Here is a 24,268-nt window from a genome sequence, read left to right as displayed (position 1 = left end):
CCGGTGTCACCTGTTGCTTACTGGCGATGATATAGTAAAGAAGTTTATAACCGGATTCGAGAGGCTTCCCTGAGGCCACTGTCGCTAATTCCTTTCTTTTCTTCCAAAATTCAAAATTTCAATATTCACCAAGTATTAAAAGAATTATTTATTTCGGACATCCCATTCAGAACAAATAAATACTGATTCAGAACATTTTTAATTCAGAGACTCGGTAGAGGTCCTATATTTGAATCTAAGAAACCATATTAACTTAGCTAAATCATAATATGGGTTTTTATTTTATTTTTGTTAAATGGTAAGAGTTTATTTCAGTTTTTTTTTAATTCTTCTGACTTTTTTTTGTTCTGGTCAAAGCTCTTTTAAACTTTTGAAGGAAGACCTTGAACAGAAGATAATATATTCTGATTTCAAAAAAGCTTTGACTATCATTAATGAAAACAGGGAAAATTATTTTGGCGTAGAAAGAAACGATTTAGACATCATGAAAACAAAGATTCTAACAGAATTTGGTCTTTATGATGAAGCTTTTAAACTTTCTCAGAATCTCATTACTAATCCTAAAATTACAGAGGAACAAAAACTAAAAATACACGTAGAAAGAGCCCTTATTTTTGAAATTAATGACAATAGTGAATCCTGTTTACTGGAGTTAGGCAAAGCTGAAACGATATTTTTTAAGCATCCCGAATTCAAGTTTAAAAACTACACCAATTTTCTTATCAGGAAATCGTCGTATTACAGAGTGAATGGTTTTTCAAAAAAAGCATATGCAGTAGCACTTCAGGCAAAAAAATATGCCGACTCTGTAAACGATAAAGTAAATATGCCGGTTGTTGAGCTTATCTTAGGGCTAGGTAATCGAAAAAGAGATTCAGATTCAGAACTAAGACACTATAATCGAGCACTTTATTTATACAAAAAATTAAATCACTATGAGGCAATTAGTTCAATGTATAACAATTTGAGTTATTATTATTTTTCAAGAGATGAGTATAAAATTGCTGATGTTTATATTGATTCTGCTATCGTAATTTCATCAAAATCAAATATATTGAATTATAAAGCTGATGTTTTTAAGATGAAAAGCAAGATTTTAGAAAAACAAAACAAGCCGGATTCAGCATTGTTCTACTATAAAATTGCATCAGATTTGTATAAAAAATACAATAGCGAACAACGGGACCTTAAAGTCAGGGAGATTGAGATAGAATATGACTTTGAAAAAGAGAAATCTGAAAAACAGTTGCTTGAGAAAGATATCAGAACTACAAAAATACTGAATACAACACTTTTTATTTTGATTCTTGTTTTAGGTTTTTTTACCTGGCAGATTAAGAAAAATAAAAAAAAAATTGAGCGTCAAAAGAAAAAAATTTTACAAAATAATATTACCCTAAAAGCTAACGTGGAAGAGAAACAGTTTTTGGTCCAGGAATTGAATCACCGCGTTAAAAATAATCTGGCAGTGATTTTAAGCCTGATCGATTTTCAAAAATATCAGGCAAAAAATAAAAATTACAAAACTGTATTTGATGATCTGCATCAACGTATTAAGACAATAACTATAGCCCATGAGTTTTATTCGTATAGTGTGAATCATAACGACAATGATTTGATAGATGTTCAGAATTATATCAATAAAATCATAGAATCTCATCAAAAGAGTTCTTTAAGGACATTTGAATATATAAATGATAGTGAACTGATTTATTTAAATGTTGACAAAATACTATCTCTTGGATTACTTATTAATGAGCTGGTCACAAATTCTATAAAACATGCCAAACCATGTAATAATTTACTTGTTTTACAAATAGAACTCAGAAAAACGGACAACAGTAAAATTGAATTAAATTATCGTGATAATGGAACGGTTTTCAATATTGAGAAGAAGAATAACTCTCTGGGCCTTTTAATAATTGAGGGAATGGTTAAACAATTAAAAGGGGAGCGTACAAGAGAAAAATCAAACTATAAAATAGTATTTCCAAATGTTAGAGCATAATAGCAGGATATTAATTGTAGAGGATGAAGTTTTAATTGCATTTTCATTAAAAAAAATGCTGGATACCGTTTTCCTATCCGAGATTGCCCATGATTATGAAGAAGCAAAACTTCTTTTGTCTCATAAGTCATTCGATCTTGTTCTTATCGATATTTCCCTCTCCGGAGATAAAACAGGCCTAGATTTAGCAAATTTTATCAATACTAATATCTCTATCCCATTTATTTTTACAACTGCACTTACTGATAAAGCTACTCTTGAAAAAATTACAAATTTGAGACCATCTGCTTATCTCTCCAAACCTGTAGACAGCGTAAACCTGATTACCGCAATAAAACTTGCTTTGGCTAATGAGGATGCCATTTTTAAAATTGAAATTGGTAAGCAGATTTATTATTTTCAGGCAAAAGATTTTCTCTTTGCTGAAGCTGATCATGTTTATGTGGAAATACATCTAAAGTCGGGCAAAAATCAGATTCTGAGAACAACAATGACCTATTTACAAGAAGTGTTTCCATCCAAATATTTCAAGAGGATTAACCGTAGTGTGGCAATAAACCCTTATCATATATCAAAAATTGTTAACGATAAGTTATACCTGGAAGATAAGGTTTTTAAAATCTCAAAAAAAATTTGATCCTGTTTAGAACAAAAAATTAGTGTTTCAGAACATTTTTTTAAAGTTTGGATTGTAAAGTTATAGTTTTAAACCTACAAATAAAACTAGCCTTACAATATGAATGACTTTTCAAAAAAATGGATGAGCTATCTTGAAGGTAGAAAAAAACTTACAGAATTTACTATTCCAGGAACGCATGATAGTGGAACTTATCTTTTAGACTTTAGCGGTCTTTCCAGATGTCAGGACAAAAGTATTGAAGATCAATTGAATCAAGGTGTTCGATTTTTAGATATTAGACTAAAACCGGGAATAGATAATGATAATGCCCTTTATATTGCACATGGGCTAGTAGAATCAGGATTTAGTTTTGCAGGTGATGTCATGCCAATTATTCAAAGGTTTTTGAATTCAAACCCTTCTGAAACGATTATCATGTGTATAAAAGATGATTCCATAATGTATAAGAATCATAATCATAAAAAATATTTTTACAATGCTGTTTGGTCTACCATACAAGAGTATCATTTTTACACAAATGGTCAAATTCCTTCCTTAGATAAAGTAAGAGGAAAAGTAGTACTATTTAGACGTTTTTGGGCTCCTGGAGATTTATCTTTTCCTGTTGGGGTAAATTTATATGGAGACGATGATAACATATGGCCAAAAGATAGAATGAATGGTTTCGAAAATGACGGTATAAATTTTTATGTTCAGGACAGATATGACGATTGGAAAGGAAGAGAAGATATAGAAAATAAATTTAAAGAAGCTGTAAAACCAACATTAGAAAAGGCATCTTCATCTTTACCTAATACACTCTTTATAAATTTTACAAGCGGAACAAGCGGAAATATATTCTATGAGGATCCAAAAGAAATTGCAGAAATAGTAAATCCTTTGTTTTTTGAATATCTCTACAACAAACAAAAAACACGTTTTGGTATTATCCCAATGGATTTCCCCGAATCTCCATTAATCAATCGTCTTTATTCCTGTAATCCTTTCAATTTTATTTCCATGGAGTCGATAGTGCCTGGGAATGTATATGAAATTAGACCAAGATTGGATTTAAACAAATGTCTGGATGTGAAAGGAAATATTCAGGCAGATGGAACACAAGTAATTATTCATACATCTAATAATCAATTAAATCAACGTTGGAAATTAGCCGATGCAGGGGATGGATATTTCTACTTACATACCCTAATTCAAACTGCAACCAATTCCGTCCTGGATGTAGCAGGAAACATACAGGCCAATGGAACAAATGTTATCATACAAAGGCAAAACAATGGTAATAATCAAAAATGGAAAATAACTAAACTGGAAAATGGATATTTCATTTTAGAACCTAAAAGTGCCCCTAACTCATTACTTGACTTATTTGAGGCAAACACAGAAGACGGTTCTCCTGTAAAAATTTTCGAAAAATCCAAAAACGATTGGGCAGAACAATGGGCTTTACTACCTGTTAAATAAATTTAGTACTATGAAAAAACACTACTCTTATATTTTAATAACTTTATTTTTTACCCTTTTTACGGGGCAATTATGTGCTCAGCCTTATTATACCCTCCCACAATGGGGGGCTTCAGGAACTTATCCTGTAGGGGATGTTAACGTTAGTTTTAATTATTCAGGAACTGCTGGGTTAGGAGGTTGCTGGGGAGTAAACTGGACAGAAAAAAATAATGGATATTTTACCTTTAATTTTGATGTCCCTATTGCAGGTGTTCGTATTTATGGTGTGGATTGGGATCAATATCCGTCAGCTACGCAAAATATAGCAGTGTCTATCAATGGCAATCCTTACAATTTACAAACTGCTAACCTGTCTCCATACAGTTACGGCAATTCTTGTAGTGCAGGTAGCAGATCCACGCAAGGCACAATATCAGGAGGGAACTTTATAAATGGTTGTGGTACTTTAACGATTACGCAGCCTGGCATTACTTCTTTAAAGGTACAAAACTCAGGAAATGGCTATTGGGGTTTTAGTGTGGAAATATTGCCCCTACTTACTACAACTAATACGCCTTGCGCCGGAAGTGAATTAAATCTTACGTCAAATTTTGGAGGACTTACAAGTGGGGTAACCTACAGTTGGACAGGCCCGAATGGTTTTACTTCCTCTCAACAAAATCCAACTATAAGTAACGCTACCGCGGCTAATGCCGGTATTTATACGGTTACGGCCAGTAATGGAACCGTTACGGCTTCTCAGACACGGAATGTTTATGTAAATCCGATTCCTGTCGTTAATAATGTAAACAATCAAACGCTTTGTAACGGTTCTTCGGTAAATACAATTAACTTTAGCAGCAATACTACAGGAGTGCTATGCGGAAGCGTGAACGAAGGGGGCACATTAAGCCTTAGTGCACCTGCAGGTTCTGTTTTCACCAATGTACAGTTTGCCAGTTATGGAAATGCTACAGGTAGTTGTGGTAATTTTACTTTAGGCTCTTGTCATTCAACTAATAGCGTTAGTTTGGTATCGGCTGCAGCTGTAGGCCAAAACTCTTTCAGCCTTGCTGCTACCAACGCCAATTTTGGAGATCCATGTACAGGCACGGCAAAAGATCTAAAAGTGCAGTTAAGCTATGGTATACCAATTACGTACTTATGGACAAATAACTTGCCATCCATTGGGCTGGCTGCTTCGGGTACGGGTAATATTCCGGCATTTGTGGCAACTAACGTAACAAATGCACCTGTTACAGCTACAATTACTGTTACACCTAGATATATAAACGGTGGCAGTTCCTGTTTTGGAACACCAATAACATTTACAATTACTGTAAACCCTTCACCAAAGATTACGGTTCAACCCATATCACAAACAACTTGCAATGGCAGCAATACCACTTTTTCCGCTACTGTAAGCAATGCAACTGATTACCAATGGCAGGTGGATCCAGGTTCAGGTTTTATCAATATGTCAGATACTGCACCTTACTCAGGAACAACGACTACCTCTTTAGCTATTACAGGAGTAACATCATCAATGAATGGGTACAAATATCGATTAATCGCTACAGGAAGTTGTACTCCTACAGTAACCAGTACTGATGCAATATTAACAGTTCCTTCAATAACGGGTACTACGATAGTAGCTAATGTCTTGTGTAATGGAAGTTCAAATGGCAGCATTAATCTTACACCATCGGGAGGTACCGGCCCATATACTTTTAACTGGGGTGGCGGTATAACTACCGAAGACAGAACAGGCCTTGCCGCAGGAAATTATTCAGTAACTATAACCGATGCCAACGGATGTACGGGGACGGTAAATGCAACAGTAAGCCAACCTTCAGTACTTACTGCCTCGACAAATGTAGTCAGTAATGTTTCGGTAATCGGCGGCACTGATGGTTCGGCAACGGTAAGTGCCTTCGGAGGACTGGCGCCATACACTTATCTATGGAGTAATTCGGCGACTACAGCATCAATAACGAGTATTGCCGCAGGTACTTATACTGTGATTGTGACCGATGCTATTGGCTGTACGGCCACATCAGGTGTTACAATTACAGAGCCGGTATGTGTCATGTCGGCTTCCATAACCTCACAGACTAACGTTACGTGTAACGGTGAGTCTACAGGTTCACTTACGGTACAACAAAGCGGTGGGGATGCTCCGTTCAGCTATTCATGGAGTAACGGTATATCATTGCTTAACAGCCCGTCTTCTACCAATACCCAGAATGATTTGGCAGCCGGTAGCTATACGGTTATTATAACCGATGCCAATGGCTGTACTGCCACTGCAACCGCCACAATTACCCAGCCTTCTGCTTTAAGCTTAAGCCAGCAGGTAACCGTAAACATTCTATGTCATGGTACAGCTACGGGTTCGGCAAGTGTAAAGGCAGCTACAGGAGGTGCCGGCGGTTATACCTATAACTGGACGCCGGGTAACCCCACAGGTGATGGTACAACAACTGTAACCGGCCTTACAGCCGGTACGTGGACCTGTACTGTAACCGATGCTAACGGATGTACAAAATCGGTAAACTTTACTCTTAACCAGCCATCGGCAATAAGTCTTACGCCAGCATCACAAACCAATATTGCCTGTCATGGCACAGCTACAGGTTCAGCAAGTGTAAGCACTGCTACCGGAGGTGCCGGCGGTTATACCTATAACTGGACGCCGGGTAACCCCACAGGCGATGGTACAACTACTGTAACCGGCCTTACAGCCGGTACATGGACCTGTACTGTAATGGATATGTTCGGGTGTACGAAATCGGTAAACTTTACCATTACACAACCGGCGTCTACAGTCTCAGGGGATACGGTAGTAACTAATGTTTTGTGTAATGGAGATTCTAATGGCAGCATTAACCTTACACCGTTGGGTGGTACCGAGCCATATACCTTTAACTGGGGTGACGGTATAACTACCGAAGACAGGACAGGTCTTCCTGTAGGAAATTATTCGGTAATGATAACCGATGCCAACGGATGTACGGGAACGGTAAACGCAACCGTAACCCAGCCTTCAGTCCTTACGGCCAGTGGTGTAGTTACGAATGTAGGCTGTAACGGAGGAAGCAACGGTACGGTAGACCTAACAGTTAATGGTGGTACCGCTCCTTATACCTTTGCGTGGAGCAACTCGGCTACTACCGAAGACATGACTGGCCTTATGGCAGGAACGTATGATGTTACGGTAACCGATGCTCATGGATGTACTGCTACCACTTCTGTAACAATAACCGAGCCTGCTTTATTGGTTGCCGGCACAGTAGTTGATACTAATGTGAGCTGTAACGGAGGTTCTACAGGTACGGCGACGATTAACCTGACAGGAGGTACAGCACCATTTGAGTATACTATAAACGGAACAACCTACAGCGGTGTTCCGGATGCAACACTAACCGTTCCCGGCCTTGCTGCAGGAACATATCCTGTAAACGTAACCGATGCTAACGGATGTACTGCCACTGCCTCTATAACTATTACGGAACCTGCGGTACTTGCTGCCAGTGGTGTGGCTACTAATGTAAGCTGTAACGGAGGCAGCAATGGTACGGTTGATTTAACTGTAACCGGAGGTACTGCACCTTACACCTACGTATGGAGCAACACTGCTGTAACAGAAGATTTGACAGGGCTTTCAGCCGGAACCTATGATGTAACAGTAACCGATGCTCTTGGATGTACCGCTACCGCTTCGGTAACGGTAACGGAACCTACCGTACTTACTGCCAACATTAGTTCACAAACCAATGTAGGCTGTAATGGAGGCACTACCGGTGCTGCTACAGTAACAGCAGCGGGTGGTACAACAAACTACACCTATTCATGGGCACCATCAGGAGGTACTGCAGCCACGGCTACCGGCCTTGCAGCAGGAACTTATACAGTAACGGTAACCGATGCTAACGGATGTACGGCTACTGCTTCGGTAACTATTACTGAGCCAACTTTACTTACTGCTTCTGCGGTAGTAAATACCAATGTAAGCTGTAACGGTGGTTCTAACGGATCAGCAACTGTAACGGCTGCAGGCGGTACAACAAACTACACCTATTCATGGGCACCATCAGGCGGTACGGCAGCTACGGCTACCGGCCTTGCCGCAGGTACCTATACTGTAACAGTAACCGATGCTAACGGCTGTACGGCCACCGCTTCGGTAACCATTACCCAGCCGGCAGTACTTACGGCATATGCTGTACAAAACTTCCCGGCCACCTGTGTGGAGAACCTGGATGGTGGCGCTACGGTAACCGCTGCCGGTGGTACAACACCATACACCTATGCATGGGATAACTCGGCCACTACTGCTGCGGTAACCAACCTTTCGGTAGGCAGTCGTACGGTAACGGTAACCGATGCTAACGGATGTACGGCTACAGCTACATTAACCATAGGATTTAACGATACGGTTAACCCAACGCCAACCGTTGCCAACCTTGCCGACATCACGGCACAGTGTGTGGTTAACGAGGCCGATGTTCCGGTACCAACCGCTACCGACAACTGTATAGGTACCATAACCGTAACGCATAACGCAACATTCCCAATCACGCTTCAGGGTACTACGGTAATTACCTGGACGTATGAAGATGTGAACGGTAACACGGCTACACAGACGCAAAACGTGGTAATTGACGATACAACAGCCCCTGTGGGCGATGTAACGAACCTTCTGGCCATTACAATGCAGTGCCAGGTGCTTACTACCGATATACCGGTACCAACAGCTACCGACAACTGTGCCGGTGCACTTACCGCTACAACAACTGACCCATTACTGTACACCACAGTAGGTAACTACGTTATTACCTGGAGTTATGACGACGGCAATGGTAACATTACCACCCAGACGCAGGATGTAATTGTAACCGAGTCGGCTATTAACGCAGTAACGTTTACCAGCCAGACCGTAGTGTACAACACGGCGGCACAGGCCATAACGGTAGACAACCTGCCGGCAGGCGCTACCGTAGCGTACACTATATCTCCGGATACCGGTTTAGGCAATGCAGCCATTAATACGGGTGTTTATACGGTAACAGCAGTGGTGACCCCGGCTCCGGATGCACCCAACTGTGACCCGATAACCCTAACGGCTACCCTGACCATAGAGCAGGCACAGCAGCAGATAATCTTCGATGCGCTTCCGGTTAAAAATCTTGAGGCTGACCCGGACTTCCAGCTCACTGCTACAGCTACATCAGGGCTTCCGGTGTATTATACCTACACCTATACGGCGCCAACCACTCCTGCAACCGTTACTGCCGACGGATGGGTAGACATGCTTACTTCGGGCGTGCTGCAGATAACAGCACATCAGGATGGTGACTCCAACTACCTTCCAGCTGTCCCGGTAACACAGGAGCAGGTAATTACCAGCAGCGACTCAAGCCTACATTTGGTAACCATTGGCGATACCGAATATGTAAACCCAACCGGCGAAGTGTATTACCTGATGCAGTGTGTTGATACTGCTGATGAAGTAACCGTAACCATTGAAACCGAAGTAGGGGCCGCCATCACCCCGGGCCATACCTTTACCATAGCTACCCCTCAGCCGGGCATCTACCACCAGGAAGTTGTGGTTACCTCCCAGGACGGAACGACTACACAAACCTATACCATTACGGTAGAGAAAATGTTCCCGTTCTTTGATATCGCGGTTCAGAAGTTTGATAACCTGTTGTTAGCGAACAACAATCCGCAAACCAACGGAGGATATTCATTTGTAGCTTACGAATGGTATAAAAACGGACAGTTGGTAGGCAGGCACCAGTACTATTCTGAAGGCCCGACCAACAACGACCTGTTAGACCCGGATGCAGAGTACTACCTGAGGTTAACAACAGTTGACGGCGATGTACTGCAAACGTGTATAGGGCTTGTAACGCTGGAGCACAGCTACAGGATGTCGGTAATGCCTAACCCTGCCAGGGTAGCAGGCGAGGTTACCGTTACCTTAGACTTCCCTTCAGCCGAAATGGATAATGTGCGTATCGATATTTTTGACATTCATGGCAAGCTGATTCACTCTTCCAATACCAGCCAGAGGATTACACCGGTACAGCTTCCGGGAACCCTTCAGGAAGGTATGTACATAGTAAGGTGTATTACGGCAAACCACGAGAAATCATTTAAAATTATTGTTAGCAATTAACCAATCAACATGAAAAATTATAAATTAATTTCAAAAAGCATCTCATCCATTTCCTTTATAGGGTTATGGATAATGCTTACTGGAAATATTAATGCACAGGAACAGGATAAATCTTTCTCTGAAGTAACAATTAGTGTAGGTGGACCGACAACCTCTTTAAATTATGAAGTTACCGGTGGCGATGTGAGCAACCAGATAGGCCTTAATTTTGGCCTGGACTATACGTTCTTTTTTTCGGATAACTTCGGGTTGTCCCTTGGAGCAGAGTATCAAAGGTTTAATACTACCGCCAAAGCGCAGAATATCCCGGGGACATACGAAACTACTGACTTTGAAGGCGAGAGTTTTGAGTTCAGGTATACCATGAGGCGTTTTAAGGAAGAACAAAAGCTGGATTTTGTAAATATCCCTTTAATGCTGGTGTATCAAAACCAGGAATACGACTTTTATATAAAGGCGGGCACCAAGATTGGGTTGCCGGTATCGGGTAAGTTCAAATCGAACTTTAACCTGTCTGCCAGTGGCTACTACCCACAGTATGATGGTGAGCTGTTCGACCCGGCCTTTATGGGCTTTGGGGATTTTGACGATGTGAAAGCCGACGGCGACATCGACGTTAAGCCTACCTACATAGCCTCGTTTGAGTTTGGTGTAAAGCAGCCCATAGGGAAGGGCAATTTGTATGCAGGTTTTTACTTTGACTATGGCCTAAATGACATAGCGGATAAAAAGAGCAGGCCGGTAGACTATACCGTTAACGACAGCGGTGCCAGCTTTGGATACAACAGTGTACTGAATACCGAGTACGTGGACCAGCTTAAAACCATGGCCTTTGGTATTAAGCTGCGGTACTCCATCTTTAATTTCTAATACAGGAAATTTATTTTGTATTGAAGGGGCTGTCTCAACTGTCAGGCAGTCCTTTTTTTATAAGGGGTACTTTCAGTAGTTTTGCCCATAGCCTTGAACGAGAGGATATTTGGCAAGTAGTGCCCAATAAGGCCATTACTTATTAAAAAGTTTTTGCTTAAGTATGTATTAAGTATGTTTTAAAAGCTGATTGTTTTCGAAAATATTCCTGTTGTCCAGGAAACTGTGCCGTCTCTTAACATTGTAAAAGTTTTCAATATAATAGGCAATCGATATTTCCGCTTGGTGTTTGTTTTGATAACTATTCTGATAAACCAGCTCGGTTTTAATGGTTTTGAAAAAACTTTCTGAAACCGCATTGTCCCAACAGTCGCCTTTACGAGACATGCTCCGGGAAACCGATTTGTATGGACGGAGTTCTTCCACAAACTCTTTGCACGCATACTGTATGCCTCTGTCGGAATGAAAAATCAATGATGAGTTTTCTCTAATCGGTCTGTTTGTAATAGCTTTTTTAAAAGCCTCTACAGTTGTATATCTTGTTTTTAGAGTCGTTGACAACGACCAGCCTACCACTTTTCGATCGTAGAGGTCAATTATAACAGTGAAATAAAGCCATCTTTTTCCCGCCCAGACATAAGTAATATCCGATACCCAAACTTCATTTTCTCTATGTGCCTGAAAGCTTCGTTGAAGTTTGTTTTCAACGATAGGGTATTTATGGGAGGAATTGGTTGTTATCCTGAACTTCCTTTTAAAAACACTCTCGAGAGATGCACTTTTCATAAGCTTTCGAATAAGTTTTTCCGAAGCGTGAAAGCCCAAAGCTTTAAGTTCTTTAGCAATTCTTGGGCTGCCATATCTTTTTTTGTTTCTATAGTGTATTTTCTTTATCTGCTCAAGTAATACAAGATTATATTGGTCTCTTTTGGATAATGTTTTGCTTCTCCATTTGTAATAGCCAATGGTACTGACATCAAGAACCCTGCACATATCCTTTACAGGAAAATAAGATAGATGTTGGTCGATAAATTCAAATTTAACCTGTGTCCGGGCTTGAAGACATTCGGCACATTTTTCAAGTATAGCTTTTTCAAGTTTTACTTTGGCTAACTCTTTTCTTAGCTGCTTAAGTTCTGCCTGTATTTTAATTTTCCCTTTGACCTTTATATTCTGCTTTTGCATTCAACATTTTTTGCGCTTCAAAGTTGCTTCATTTAGTGTCCACTTTTTGGTATGAAGACCAAGTGGTCTACTCCCTAAAAAAGAGTATTCACACGATCGAAACATTAAAGATTTTGAAGCAATTATAAATATCGTCAATGCAAAACAGTACATTGTTATAGGACAGTCGTACGGAGGAAGTTTGTTAGCACACATTACAGCGGACGAAAATCTATCTAAAAGAATTGCCAAAGCAATTTATGCAGAGCCTGGAATAAGTGTATCCTCTGATGAAGCGGACGAAGGCAAAAAAACGTTTTCAAGATTTCCAAATGCTTTATCAAGTGATATTAATTTACCGGTAAGACTTCTTATATCCATTTTGATCTCGCCAAAAGGGGAATTTACATCCCAAAATGAGATCATAAATTATTTTTTGGATCATAAGCAGCTGATACAGGATTTATTCACTGAATCATTTCCGGAAAAAGATAAAGGGAGAATTCCCAAAGTGGATATCAGTGTTATTAATTTTGCTGTTAACAGTGCCGTAAAACTTGATGCTACAAAAACATCAAAAGAGTTGTCTAAGGCGTATAAAAAATATAAAGTCCCTTCCCTTTTGATGTTAGGTGAAAGCTCTTACGTAGAACGAAATGCACCGATGGATCTTTTAAGAATAAATGATAACATTACTAAAGTGCAATATATAAAAGGAGTAGGGCATGTTTTGTGGAATGGACTCGACAATAACAACCTGAGGGTGAAAAAAGTAATTGATGATTTTTTGAATAGCAATGTATCTGATATTCCGAATTATCCACAGAGGTCTCAAATTGATTCTTTTTTGAATCTAAAACTATAAAGTTTGAATCATTTTTTACCACTTAGGAAAAACTGTAACGGTAGCGTTTTCAAATTTGCTACCATTACGTTAGAAAATTCTAACAGGGCCGTTACAAAGTATACTTAACAGGTTCAGCAATGACAGGTTTTCCTAAATTTATTTTATCAGTAAAATCACATTCACATCTGATGATTATAGAGTACCAAAGTGGTTATTCAGGTAATAATTACTTACTTTGAATTAGGAAGCGCAAAATATATACAATCATGTCAACGCAGATATTTCAGTCCAATTATCAGCGTTTAGGCTTTATTCCTTTCAATTCAGATTCCATAGAATTATTGAATAGTAGCCAGTATAAGGGATATATTAAAATAGTTTATGCTCCTAAAGGAGTACGTTTAAATGTTGATTTTAACGACTATTACACAGAGCAGCCTACGCTTTTTTTTATCAATAGTAATCAATATGTGCAATTTTTTGACTTAGGTGACGCAGATGGCTATTTTATGTATTACAACCGGGATTTTTATTGTGTACAAATACACGATGCAGAAGTAGCATGCGATGGCTTGCTTTTTAATAACATCTACCAAATGCCAAAAACAGTATTGAATACAAAAGAAGATGGTATTATAAAGAGTATATTAGTTCAAATGCAAGAAGAGTTTGAATTGGAGGCTTCCACACAAGAAGAGATGTTACGCATTTACCTAAAACAAATTATTATTAGAGCCACCCGGATATGGAAAGCACAACAGCTGGGAATACTTGAAAATCAGCCTCATCAGGAAATAGAATTTTTTAGAGAGTTTAGTCGGTTGGTAGAAATCCATTACAGATCCAAGCATTTGGTAGCAGATTATGCGGATTTATTAGGCATAGCAGCCAAGACCTTAACGCAGAAGTTTAAGAAATTTGAGCTGCCTGCTCCCAATGAGGTACTTAAAGACCGCATTTTACTTGAGGCAAAACGATTATTGATTCACACCTCTTTAAGTGCCAAAGAGATTGCCTATGATTTAGGATATGACGATCCAGCCTATTTTAACAGGCTTTTTAGCAAGAAAATAGGGGATGCCCCCAATGTTTTCCGTAAAAAATACCTCGAAGGGAAAAATGTACAATTAGAATAGTAGTATATCCATTTTTAACGGTTTAGCGAGGTTATATCTTTGACCTATCAAATTACTGATAGTTTAATTAAAAGTCATAAGATATGAAACGTAAAGCACAAGCCGTTTGGAACGGCAGTATTAAAGAAGGAAACGGACATTTAACTACAGGGAGTACCGTTTTAAACCAGACCCAATATTCATTCAACAGTCGATTTGCTGAAGGCATCGGTACCAATCCCGAAGAATTACTGGCTGCAGCGCATGCCGGCTGTTTTACCATGAAATTAAGTTTGGACTTAACAGAGGCTGGGTACGAGGTAACTGAGCTGAAAACCAGCTCCACCATTACTTTAGACAACGGAAAAATAACCCATTCTTTACTTGATTTAGAAGCCATCGTGCCAGGAATTGATGAAGCTTCTTTTCAACAAATAGTCAAAAACGCAGAAGCTACCTGTCCGGTTAGCGGAGCTTTTAGCTTCGGGATTACCCTTAATGCACAATTAAAAAACTAATAAAAAATCTTTAAAATAGAATATCATGAAAACAATAAATCATACTTTAAAAATGCTGTTAGCAGCTGTAGTATTCACTTTAACAACAAATGTTATGGCACAAGTAGCACCACGCCCATACCATGGGCAGGAAGATCCACAAATTAGTAAAGGAATCCGTGAATTTTTGAAGGCATTAAATACCAGTGGCGGAAAGCCCTTAGAAACCTTAAGCCCCGAAGCAGCGCGACAGGTGTTGGTAGGCGCACAAAAATCGGTTGCAGTAGATTATTCAGGAATTGAAGAATCTGAAAAGACAATTACTCAGGACGGTTATACCGTTACGCTACACATTGTAAAACCTAAAGGCGCTAAAAAAGATGTACCGGTCTTTATGTTTTTCCACGGTGGTGGATGGATACTGGGAGATTACCCTACCCACAAAAGATTGGTACGTGATTTAGTGGTGGCCAGCGGAGTAGCAGCCGTATTCCCGGATTACACCCCTTCACCCGAAGCACAATACCCTGTTGCTATAAACCAGGCTTATGCCGCAACAAGCTGGGTAGCAACTCATGGTAAAGAAATAGGAGTAGATGGTAAAAACCTGGCAGTTGTAGGTAACAGTGTAGGTGGTAATATGGCAGCGGTTGTAGCACTAATGGCTAAAGATAAAAAAGGCCCTGAAATTAAATTACAAGTATTGTTATGGCCTGTAACCGATGCCGACTTCACACGTCCTTCGTATACACTATATGCACAGGAACGATTTTTAACAACCCCATTAATGCAATGGATGTGGGACAATTACCTGCCAAATAAAGCAAAACGTAAAGAAATATATGCCTCACCTGCACAGGCTGGTTTAGCAGAATTACAAGGCTTGCCACCGGCATTGATTCAATTGGCTGAGAACGATATTTTACACGATGAAGGCTTAGCGTACGGTAGAAAATTGGATGCAGCAGGAGTGCCTACTACCATTACCACCTATAACGGATTGATTCACGATTACGGATTGTTAAATCCGATTGCTGATGAACCGGCTGTAAAAGTAGCGTTGTTACAGGAAGCTGTAGTAATTAAAGATGCTCTGGTAAAATAATGCGCTAATTATTTGTACAATAGACCAATCATGAAGGGATAATCCAGATCTGGATTGTCCCTTTTTATATAGCTCAATTTCGTGCATCTTCGTAGATATACATGAGAAAGATGTCTGTTATTATTATTACATTTAGTAAACTTGTCTTATAATTTGGCTTTTTTTCTATAGGCTGATGGGCTTATTCCATTGTGCCGCGTGAAAAACTTGTTCAGGTGGCTCATGTCGGAAAAACCGAATTCCGCAGCAATTTCGTTCAGTCTGTTATTGGTATACCGCAGCCTGGCCTCTATGAGTTTCAGTCGGTAGGAAGCTATATATCGCTGTAAGGTCATTCCCGTCTGTTTTTTGAAAAGTTCTCCCAGATAATTAGGTGAGATGTTAAATTCATTGGCAAAGGCCGCTACCTGCAATTTTTCCGGACTGTATATATTCTGGTGAATGTAGCCCTGTAGCGAAACCGGTTGCTCTGAAGGCATGCCTTCATGTAATTGTTTTAGGCTTATGTTTCTTGCAGCGACCGTTATGAATGTATTCACAAGTTGTTTTATAACCTCAGTTCCTGAATGGATTTGTAGCTCATATTCTCTTGTAATAGCTTCAGCCAGTGCTCTTATCAATGTTTTATCGGCAGTATTCTTTAAGATGCAGCCGGGCATATGATCATGGTTAAAAAAAATGTATTCTAATTTTTTCAGCCACAACTGAGCCTGCGATTTCAGATAGTCCTCATTAAACCGTAAAACAAAAAAATGTGTCGTGTCATGTATTTCAAAACTGTGCGTATCCTGTGGGAAAATGACGAACAGTTTATCCGGGGAATAAGGTAAATGATGCGCGTTTATTTGCTGAATACCTGTACCCTCAAAAACAAAAACCATTTCAAAATAAGTGTTTTTATATTGGCGCGGAGAGTATGTGTCTGCAATCACATTTTCACACTCATAGGGTTGATATATATTCTTTACTTGCATGTTCCTTTGTATATACAATTAAAACCTGTAAATATACCTTAAATTTGCTAAGAAGTTGATGAAATTTGTATTAGTTAAATTTTTAAGTTATAAATACAATTATGAAACCAACAGTTTACATATTGCTGCGGCTCGGTGCAGGAGTTAGTATGTTTGGGCATGGCCTGGTCCGGCTGCCTAAATTAAAACTCTTTAGCGCATGGATGTCTGGTGCATTCAAAGATTCCATTTTGCCGCACCCTTTAATTGCCGTATTCAGTTATGTGCTGCCCGTAGCGGAATTTACGATAGGAGCTTTACTTCTCATAGGTTTGTTTACCCGAAAAGCTTTACTGTCCGCAGGGGTAGTCATGCTGTTATTGATTTTGGGCACCTGTCTGATTGAAAATTGGGAGGCAATCCCTTCACAGCTGATCCACCTTATTTTTTTTGGAATACTACTGCAACACATAAATAACAATTCATACGCAGTTGATAATTTGTTACATATAAAAGAGTAGAATATGACAAGCAGAAGAGATTTTTTGAAACAGTCCGGTGCACTCGGAGCTTTAAGTGTGCTTCCGTTTGCCGGTTATAGCGCCGGTATCGCCGGCGAATCTTCAGTAATGAATGAGGGAGGGCGCCGTTGGGCTGATGGTACGCAGCTCGTGGTATCGGTTTCAATGCAGTTTGAATCAGGAGGGCAGCCTGAGAACGCAGAGAGTCCATTTCCTCAAAATATGAAGAAGGGCTTTGCTGATCTGCCGGCTGCAACATGGTATGACTACGGTTACAAAGAGGGGATTCCCAGAATGCTCGATAACTGGGATAAATTGGGGATAAAGGTGACCTCACATATGGTGGGTTCGGCAGTAATTAAAAACCCTGAGCTGGCGAGAGAAATTACAGATAGGGGGCATGAAGCGGCCGCACACGGAATGAATTGGAGCAACCAGTACGATATGTCCTATCAGGAGGAAAAGAAATTTATTGCCGAGGGGGTAGCAGCCATAAAGAAGGCTACGGGTTTTACTCCGGTGGGTTATAATGCCAATTGGTTACGAAGGGGACAAAATACGCTGAAGATACTTCAGGAGCTGGGCTTCACCTACCACATAGATGATTTGAGCCGGGACGAACCTTTCATCATATCAGTTAACAATAAGGATTTTGCTGTTGTTCCGTATACTTTAAGAAACAATGACATTCTTTTAATAGAAGGCAAAAACTTCTCAACGGATCAGTTTTTTTACCAGGTAAAAGCCGATTTTGATCAGCTGTATGCTGAGAGTGTCTACCAGAAAAGACAGATGTCAATCAGTTTCCACGACCGTATCGGCGGTACCCCTCAAATGGTGAAAACAACTTATGATCTGATACGCTATATCCAGACTCACAAGGGAGTTAGTTTTAAAAGGAAAGATGAGATTGCAATGCTCACTTTAGAAGACCGCAACAGTATAAGGGAGTAATAATAATACAATATCTGTAGTATAGCCCGGAGCGTTTTAAGTTCCGGGCATACTTTATTTTACTTCTTAGGTGTTTAAAAAAAATGCTTAGAAATATCCTATTCAGGATTAATACTCGAAGCGTTTATTCCAAAACATTTTTTGAAGGCAAAAGAAAAATGAGAGAGATTTTCAAAACCGACTTCCAGATATACTGTTGAGGCACTTTCACCTTTTTCCTTTATTAAGTAGTACGCTTCATTAAGGCGGCGCTGCATGAGCCATCTGCTGGGTGTTTGGTGGTATATCTGTTCAAAATCCCGTTTAAAGGTTGACAGGCTGCGACCCGATAGGTAGGCAAGCCGTTCCAGGTTAACATTAAAGTGAAAACTCTTCTCCATGAAAGCCTCCAGGCTAATCCGGTTTGGCGCATTAAAGTCAAACAGCTGTTTTTCGAGTGAAGGCTGGCATTCCAGCAACAGCAAAAGAGCCTCTTTTTGTTTAAGTTTTAAAAGGGGCGTGTTGGTGTTTAGGATAGCTTCATATTCATTTAACGACTGGAAGAAAGCGAGTAAGGGTTTATACTTGGGTATTTCAATACATGCTTGTTTCTCGTAGCTGTTTTGATCTTGAAAATTGATTTCTTTTGCAATAGCACGTATACAGTCTTCTTCAAAACTCAGGGATACTGATCGAAACTCACCCTGGTCCGGCGGATACTTTACATATTTCAGCAGCTGGTTACGATGGGCCAGATAGAGATCCCCCGCCTTGAAATGTAGTCGTTTTTTACTATCAAATAATTCCATTGATCCGGTAATAACCATTCCTAAAACCGTATCAGGAGTGAAGTGTTCCCCATCCCTAAATCGGGTATAGTGGCAAGAAAAATGTAGTACTTCCTTCTCTTTCATTATTGCAAAATTATATACTTAGGACGGGCACACGCCCGTCCTAAGTATCAGTTTAATTTAATTTAATATTGCTTTTACTTCCAGATATTCTTCAAGGCCATACACACCATATTCCCTCCCAATTCCAGACTGTTTAAATCCTCCAAAAGGGGCCAGCGGATCATGGGAAAAGCCATTTATACATACTCTTCCGGCGTCTATTTGTGCTGCAACACGCTCAGCAGCCTTATCATCCGCTGCACTTACATAGGCGGCGAGGCCATATGCTGTGTCGTTAGCCAGTTGAATCGCTTCATCTTCATCCTTATAGGGTATAATGCAAAGCACAGGACCGAAAATCTCTTCCTGCGCAATCCGCATACTATTGGATACATTAGTAAAAACTGTCGCCTTTACAAAGTTACCGCTGTCTAATCCTTGCGGTTTTCCGGTGCCTCCTGTCAATAGGGTAGCTCCTTCTTCTATTCCCAGCCTGATGTAGTTTTGTACTCTTTCAAACTGTTTAACACTCACCATCGGGCCTACGATGGTATCCCTTTCCAATGGATTGCCTATTTTTATACCTTCCGCAGTCGTCTTAGCGATATGGTTTACCTGTTCAAGTTTATCGGCAGGGACAAGTAGACGGGTTGGAGCGATACAGGCCTGCCCGCTGTTCATATAAGCCCCATAAACGGCCATTGGAATTGTAGTTGCCAGGTCGGCATCAGCAAGAATAATATTAGGTGATTTTCCCCCAAGCTCCAGGGTAACACGTTTCATAGTATCTACAGCGATTCGTGCGATTGATTTTCCTGTAACTGTTGAACCCGTAAATGAGATTTTGGAGATGTCTTTATGAGAGGTTAGTGCCGTTCCTACCGTATTACCAAATCCGTTGACAAGATTAAAAACACCAGGGGGTAAACCTGCATCGTGGAAAACCTCCATAATTACCTGTGATTGTAATGCGCTCATCTCCGAGGGTTTAACCACAGCGGTACATCCCGCAGCTATGGCAGTAGCCATTTTAGAACATATAAAGCTATTACTGGCATTCCAGGGCGTTATGATCCCTACAACCCCAACGGGTTGCAGCTTTAATTTTGAAACCCCTATGCTACGTTCAAAATCAAAGTTTTCAAGGATTTCAATGGTACTGGAAAAGGTGGACAGTGCATTACTGAAACTCGCCTCCGAAAACTGAAGCGTGCCTCCATATTCCGTTACCATTGTCTCAATAAAGTCTTTTTTCCGTCTCGAGAGCACATCGGATATGTTTTTCAGTATGTCTATGCGTTCTTCGCGTGTAGATTTTGAGAAGGTTTGGAATGCCTTTTTTGCTGCGGCGACGGCATTGTCAAGGTCATTGCTGTTTGCTAAATGTACCTCGGCTAATTTCTCGTTCGTGGCAGGATTGATAGTGTTAAAACGCTCCGCGCCAGTTGATTTGACAAAGTTACCATTTACATAAATTTGATCTAATATTTTCATTGTAATGTATTTTATTACAGCAAATTTCCATTAAAATGAAACGAATAACTTTGGTGAAACGTTCAAAGTAGCTTTGGTGAAACGTTCAAACCACGCAAAATGTGTAATTCAAATTGTTAGGCGAACGTACTGCATGAAGTCCCCGCATCATCGTAGTATTTTTTAATCACTTTGGTCATATGGCTGGCATCTGTAAATCCGAGATCGTATGCGATTTCCTTGAGGCTCTGTCCGGAATATTCAATACGGCTTTGTGCTACGTTTACACGGGCTTTGAGGATATATTCTTTTAAACTTTCGCCTGTTTTCTTTTTAAAATATTCACCCACGTAGTTTGGAGAAAGATTAAATTCGCTGGCAATAACATTCGTTTTCAGCTTACTGTTGTCAAAGAGATTGTACTGTATATATTGCAGTACATCGCGTGTTTGCATATCTTTATCCTGGTGTTTTTCTAGAAAACGGTTTTCAAAATTACGGATCAGGATGTTCAGCATGGCCACCATGTTTGTCCGGAGTATCGATTCGGAATAATTGCTTTGCTCTTTCTCAAGCTGCATGCTTCGAATAAGGCTAATCAACACTGCGCGGTCGGAGTCAGAATGTATAATATCGCCCGGTATGCGGTTGTAGGAGCTTAATATATAGTGGAGGTTACTGAACCACTGGCTGTAGTCCATCATGGTACGTTTATCTTCTTTAAAAAACAATGCATTGAAGCGGATAAAAACAAAAGTGGTCGCGGATTCAATTTCAAAGGAATGGCAATCATAGGGAGGTAAAAGGAAAATACTTTCATCCTTGTAGGGGAGTATGTTACTGTTAATACATTGCTTCCCTGTCCCGCGCTCAATGAAAACAAGTTCAAAGAAATTATGTTGGTGCGGCCTGCGGCTCCATTCAGTAAGTACTTCCTTTTCAATATCAAATGGCTGTAAAGAGTTCTCGATGTGCATGATTGGTTCTTTTTTTTGAAAGGTAGAGGGAACTAGCAAATATAAAACTTTTCCCCCTTTTATGACGTAATGTAACTGCATAATAAACTGCGATTGGGTTGAAAAACACTACAGGATAACAGCATAAGTAAAAACAGGCGCCACAGTGCAGCGCCTGATAATTTATTACAATGTTACGACTACTTTACCTACAGTTCTACCGCTTTCAACATGAAGGTGTGCCTGTGCCATTTCGCTAAAATCAAACTGTGCTGATACGTGGGAACGGATATAGCCATTACCTAACCAGTCTGCAATGACTTTCATATCCGCTCCGTTAGAAGAAACAAGGAAAAAATACCCATTTACTCCTTTTGCAGCGGCTTTTTCAGTAACGGCTTCGTTAAGGCCTGTTGGAATACTGATTACCATACTTCCTGCTTTTGCTACCTCAATAGAATGGTCAATATTATCGCCACCTACGGTATCAAAAACGAAGTCGAATTCCAAAGGGCTATTCGTCCAGTCATAACCATGATAGTCGATATGTTCCTGTGCGCCAAGGCTCAGTACGAAATCCCTGTTTCGGGCGGATGACGTCCCCGTTACAATCGCACCAAGATGGCGTGCCATTTGCACAGCGTAATGGCCAACACCACCCGATGCAGCATGAATCAGTACATTATCTCCGGGTTTCACCTGCACCTTGTGTACCAGCGCCTGATAAGCAGTTAGGGCGGCAAGTGTAGCTGCTGCAGCCTCGGCATGTGAAATAGTAGCGGGCTTTAGTGTCAGGTGCGCTGCTGGAGCAGCAACATATTCCGCGTAGGCTTTGCCATGTCCAGGAAAATTTACCATCCCAAAAACTTCATCACCTTTTTTGAAACCTGCATCAGTTCCTGCTTCCACAACTATACCACTGATGTCCCATCCTAATACGATGGGCAGCTGATCTTTGAGTCTGCCGTACACCCCTTTTCCGGCGCGGCTTTTTACATCAACGGGATTAATACCTATTGCTCTTACCTCGATAAGAACTTCGTCGTTTTTTATAGAGGGTACAGGGATTTCACTGTAAATAAGTTGATTGGTAGTACCTTGTTCATTTAAAAGTATTGCTTTCATTTTAGTATTATATTTAGTAGTTTTTTTGCTTTCATTTATCGGTAAGATACACCGGGAGCTATAGGTTTAAACCTATAGATAAGGAAAGGAGCTTTCGCCTTGTTGGTTCCATCGTTAAAATTAGCGCCTAAGTGAACCTGTGCGGCAGCTACATACATATAGCCGTCCACACCATTATAACTTACCCCGTCGGGCCACAGCAGTTGTGCATCGCTTATTAATTTATGTATGCTTCTGTCTTTTGCCAGTACTACATCAACTCCGTTAGTCTCAAGGGCGGTAAGGTAAAGGTTACCGGCGTTATCTATACTGAGTCCGCCATTGTTAGGTTTAGCGGAATAGGTTTCGATCTTTTGTTCCAACTGCTCCTGGGTTAACGAGATATTGAGTAGGTCGTCTATTTTGACACGGTAAATTTTAGTTCCGTTGAGCGGTGCGTAATACAGCCAATCAAATGCTGTATCGGCCGTAATTCCGTCGCAACCTACCAGTAATGGTTTACCGTTTACCGATAATGTTTTATTATTGATGACAAGCGGTTTTTGTTCAGGGAGCATGGAGGAGGTACCCTCTAATAGTCTTTGGGTTGCTCCCGTTTTCATATCTACAACGATTATTGCGGCTGTAGTGCCGTTGCCACCTTTACCGATCCCCTCATCGGCAATAATAAACACACCGTGTTTGGTGTCGACCACCATATCATTGGGTTGGGAGGTTTCGGACAGGGCTGATTCGGGTAAGTAGTAGATGCGCTCCAGTTTATCGGTGCGGGTATTCCATCCCACAATCTTTGGGGTGATATTGTTTCGCTGTCCCATATCCAGCATCCAGACAATGCCGTTGGCATCATTGCGCATTCCCAAAACATTACTGAGGTAATGATCATCTGTGCTACGCGGTGTATTCCAATAGGCATTTGGAAAAGGGGTACTCTTTTTTGACTTTGCATTGTATTTCATTACCCGTATTTCCGGATTAAAAAAGGGATGCAGGCTGTATACCAGTTCCCCCTGAGGCGTATAGGTAATATTACCAACCGAATGCGGTAGTTCTGCATAAATTTCCGCATTTCTGATTTTACCGTCCCATGGCGTTTCGGAGTTATTTTGACCGGTTTCTTTAACAAAATAGTTGTCAGTCCCTGCCAGCCAGTCCATTCGTGCCGGAGTGAAAAAATCGATATCAATGGTATTGTCCTCAAGGGCAATAAAGCTGTGCGGTATATTAGGAGGGATTATGATACCTCCACCGGCTTTTACAATATATTCTTTTCCGCCGGCCAACACTTTTACGCTACCTTGGGTAATGATAGAATATTGCTCATTGACATGCTGATGCAAAGGAACTACAGCCCCTTTTTTATAGGTGAAATAACCTACGGTTCCTGATTCTCCCGAAATGGTACTCCTGGTGAGTAACGCATTCATCTGCTTTACCTCAAGATTCCCGAAAGAAAAAGGAACCGGTTGCTGGGAGAAGACCGGTAAGGTCATGAGTGAAATAGCCGCCAAGGTAAATTTTGCTTTATGTTTTCCCAT

The 24,268-nt window shown here is 40.5% G+C and carries 18 protein-coding genes; 11 read left to right on the top strand and 7 right to left on the bottom strand.

The features are described from left to right. Positions 1-370 precede the first annotated feature (370 nt). The 5 genes from GN157_RS13225 to GN157_RS13205 all read left to right on the top strand — a co-directional run bounded on the left by GN157_RS13225 (position 371) and on the right by GN157_RS13205 (position 11,148). Complete coding sequence (locus GN157_RS13225; RefSeq protein WP_197429458.1) at positions 371-2,008, top strand: sensor histidine kinase; 1,638 nt, start codon at positions 371-373, stop codon at positions 2,006-2,008. Further along, positions 1,995-2,645 carry a response regulator transcription factor gene (locus tag GN157_RS13220; RefSeq protein WP_129749652.1) on the top strand — a complete coding sequence of 217 codons (651 nt, stop codon included), beginning with the start codon at positions 1,995-1,997 and terminating at the stop codon, positions 2,643-2,645. The genes GN157_RS13225 and GN157_RS13220 overlap by 14 nt, the downstream gene beginning before the upstream one ends. Positions 2,646-2,744: 99 nt before the next feature. Further along, positions 2,745-4,109, top strand: a complete 1,365-nt coding sequence (locus GN157_RS13215; protein ID WP_157483992.1) for a phosphatidylinositol-specific phospholipase C domain-containing protein — start codon at positions 2,745-2,747, stop codon at positions 4,107-4,109. Positions 4,110-4,119: 10 nt separating this feature from the next. Further along, positions 4,120-10,278, top strand: a complete 6,159-nt coding sequence (locus GN157_RS13210) for a T9SS type A sorting domain-containing protein (RefSeq protein WP_157483990.1) — start codon at positions 4,120-4,122, stop codon at positions 10,276-10,278. A 9-nt stretch (positions 10,279-10,287) separates the two neighbouring features. Further along, positions 10,288-11,148, top strand: coding sequence for an outer membrane beta-barrel protein (locus GN157_RS13205; RefSeq protein WP_157483988.1), 861 nt, complete (start codon positions 10,288-10,290; stop codon positions 11,146-11,148). Positions 11,149-11,316: 168 nt separating this feature from the next. On the opposite strand, the gene GN157_RS13200 is transcribed toward GN157_RS13205, so the two are convergent. After that, positions 11,317-12,333 carry an IS3 family transposase gene (locus tag GN157_RS13200; protein WP_157483986.1) on the bottom strand — a complete coding sequence of 339 codons (1,017 nt, stop codon included), beginning with the start codon at positions 12,331-12,333 and terminating at the stop codon, positions 11,317-11,319. A 181-nt stretch (positions 12,334-12,514) separates the two neighbouring features. Here GN157_RS13200 and GN157_RS13195 point away from each other — a divergent pair, with 181 nt between their 5' ends. From GN157_RS13195 to GN157_RS13180, 4 genes are all read left to right on the top strand, one after another. After that, positions 12,515-13,177: a hypothetical protein gene (locus GN157_RS13195; RefSeq protein ID WP_157483984.1), complete on the top strand. Its 663-nt coding sequence runs from the start codon at positions 12,515-12,517 to the stop codon at positions 13,175-13,177. A 248-nt stretch (positions 13,178-13,425) separates the two neighbouring features. Beyond that, complete coding sequence (locus GN157_RS13190) at positions 13,426-14,295, top strand: helix-turn-helix domain-containing protein (protein WP_157483982.1); 870 nt, start codon at positions 13,426-13,428, stop codon at positions 14,293-14,295. Between the two features lie 83 nt (positions 14,296-14,378). Continuing rightward, positions 14,379-14,792 (top strand): OsmC family peroxiredoxin, encoded by a 414-nt coding sequence (locus tag GN157_RS13185; protein ID WP_157483980.1) that lies wholly within the window; start codon positions 14,379-14,381, stop codon positions 14,790-14,792. 25 nt (positions 14,793-14,817) lie between these two features. Continuing rightward, positions 14,818-15,876 carry an alpha/beta hydrolase gene (locus GN157_RS13180; RefSeq protein WP_157483978.1) on the top strand — a complete coding sequence of 353 codons (1,059 nt, stop codon included), beginning with the start codon at positions 14,818-14,820 and terminating at the stop codon, positions 15,874-15,876. 146 nt (positions 15,877-16,022) lie between these two features. On the opposite strand, the gene GN157_RS13175 is transcribed toward GN157_RS13180, so the two are convergent. Beyond that, positions 16,023-16,850, bottom strand: coding sequence for a helix-turn-helix domain-containing protein (locus GN157_RS13175; RefSeq protein WP_157483976.1), 828 nt, complete (start codon positions 16,848-16,850; stop codon positions 16,023-16,025). Between the two features lie 101 nt (positions 16,851-16,951). On the opposite strand from GN157_RS13175, the gene GN157_RS13170 reads away from it, so the two are divergent. Further along, entirely contained in the window at positions 16,952-17,350 is a 399-nt protein-coding gene (locus GN157_RS13170; protein WP_157483974.1) for a DoxX family protein, read from the top strand. Between the two features lie 3 nt (positions 17,351-17,353). Continuing rightward, positions 17,354-18,304: a polysaccharide deacetylase family protein gene (locus GN157_RS13165; protein ID WP_157483973.1), complete on the top strand. Its 951-nt coding sequence runs from the start codon at positions 17,354-17,356 to the stop codon at positions 18,302-18,304. A 98-nt stretch (positions 18,305-18,402) separates the two neighbouring features. Here the strand turns inward: GN157_RS13165 and GN157_RS13160 are convergent, their stop codons facing one another. The 5 genes from GN157_RS13160 to GN157_RS13140 all read right to left on the bottom strand — a co-directional run bounded on the left by GN157_RS13160 (position 18,403) and on the right by GN157_RS13140 (position 24,268). After that, positions 18,403-19,197 (bottom strand): helix-turn-helix domain-containing protein, encoded by a 795-nt coding sequence (locus GN157_RS13160; RefSeq protein WP_157483971.1) that lies wholly within the window; start codon positions 19,195-19,197, stop codon positions 18,403-18,405. Positions 19,198-19,254: 57 nt separating this feature from the next. Next, entirely contained in the window at positions 19,255-20,670 is a 1,416-nt protein-coding gene (locus tag GN157_RS13155) for an aldehyde dehydrogenase family protein (protein WP_157483970.1), read from the bottom strand. A 116-nt stretch (positions 20,671-20,786) separates the two neighbouring features. Next, positions 20,787-21,707: an AraC family transcriptional regulator gene (locus tag GN157_RS13150; RefSeq protein ID WP_197429457.1), complete on the bottom strand. Its 921-nt coding sequence runs from the start codon at positions 21,705-21,707 to the stop codon at positions 20,787-20,789. An 84-nt stretch (positions 21,708-21,791) separates the two neighbouring features. Then, positions 21,792-22,730, bottom strand: a complete 939-nt coding sequence (locus GN157_RS13145; RefSeq protein WP_157483968.1) for an NADP-dependent oxidoreductase — start codon at positions 22,728-22,730, stop codon at positions 21,792-21,794. Positions 22,731-22,765: 35 nt separating this feature from the next. Then, complete coding sequence (locus tag GN157_RS13140; protein ID WP_157483966.1) at positions 22,766-24,268, bottom strand: L-dopachrome tautomerase-related protein; 1,503 nt, start codon at positions 24,266-24,268, stop codon at positions 22,766-22,768.

This window comes from Flavobacterium rakeshii, from assembly GCF_009741375.1.
Classification (GTDB): domain Bacteria; phylum Bacteroidota; class Bacteroidia; order Flavobacteriales; family Flavobacteriaceae; genus Flavobacterium; species Flavobacterium rakeshii.
This window is presented reverse-complemented; position numbering and strand designations above follow the sequence as displayed.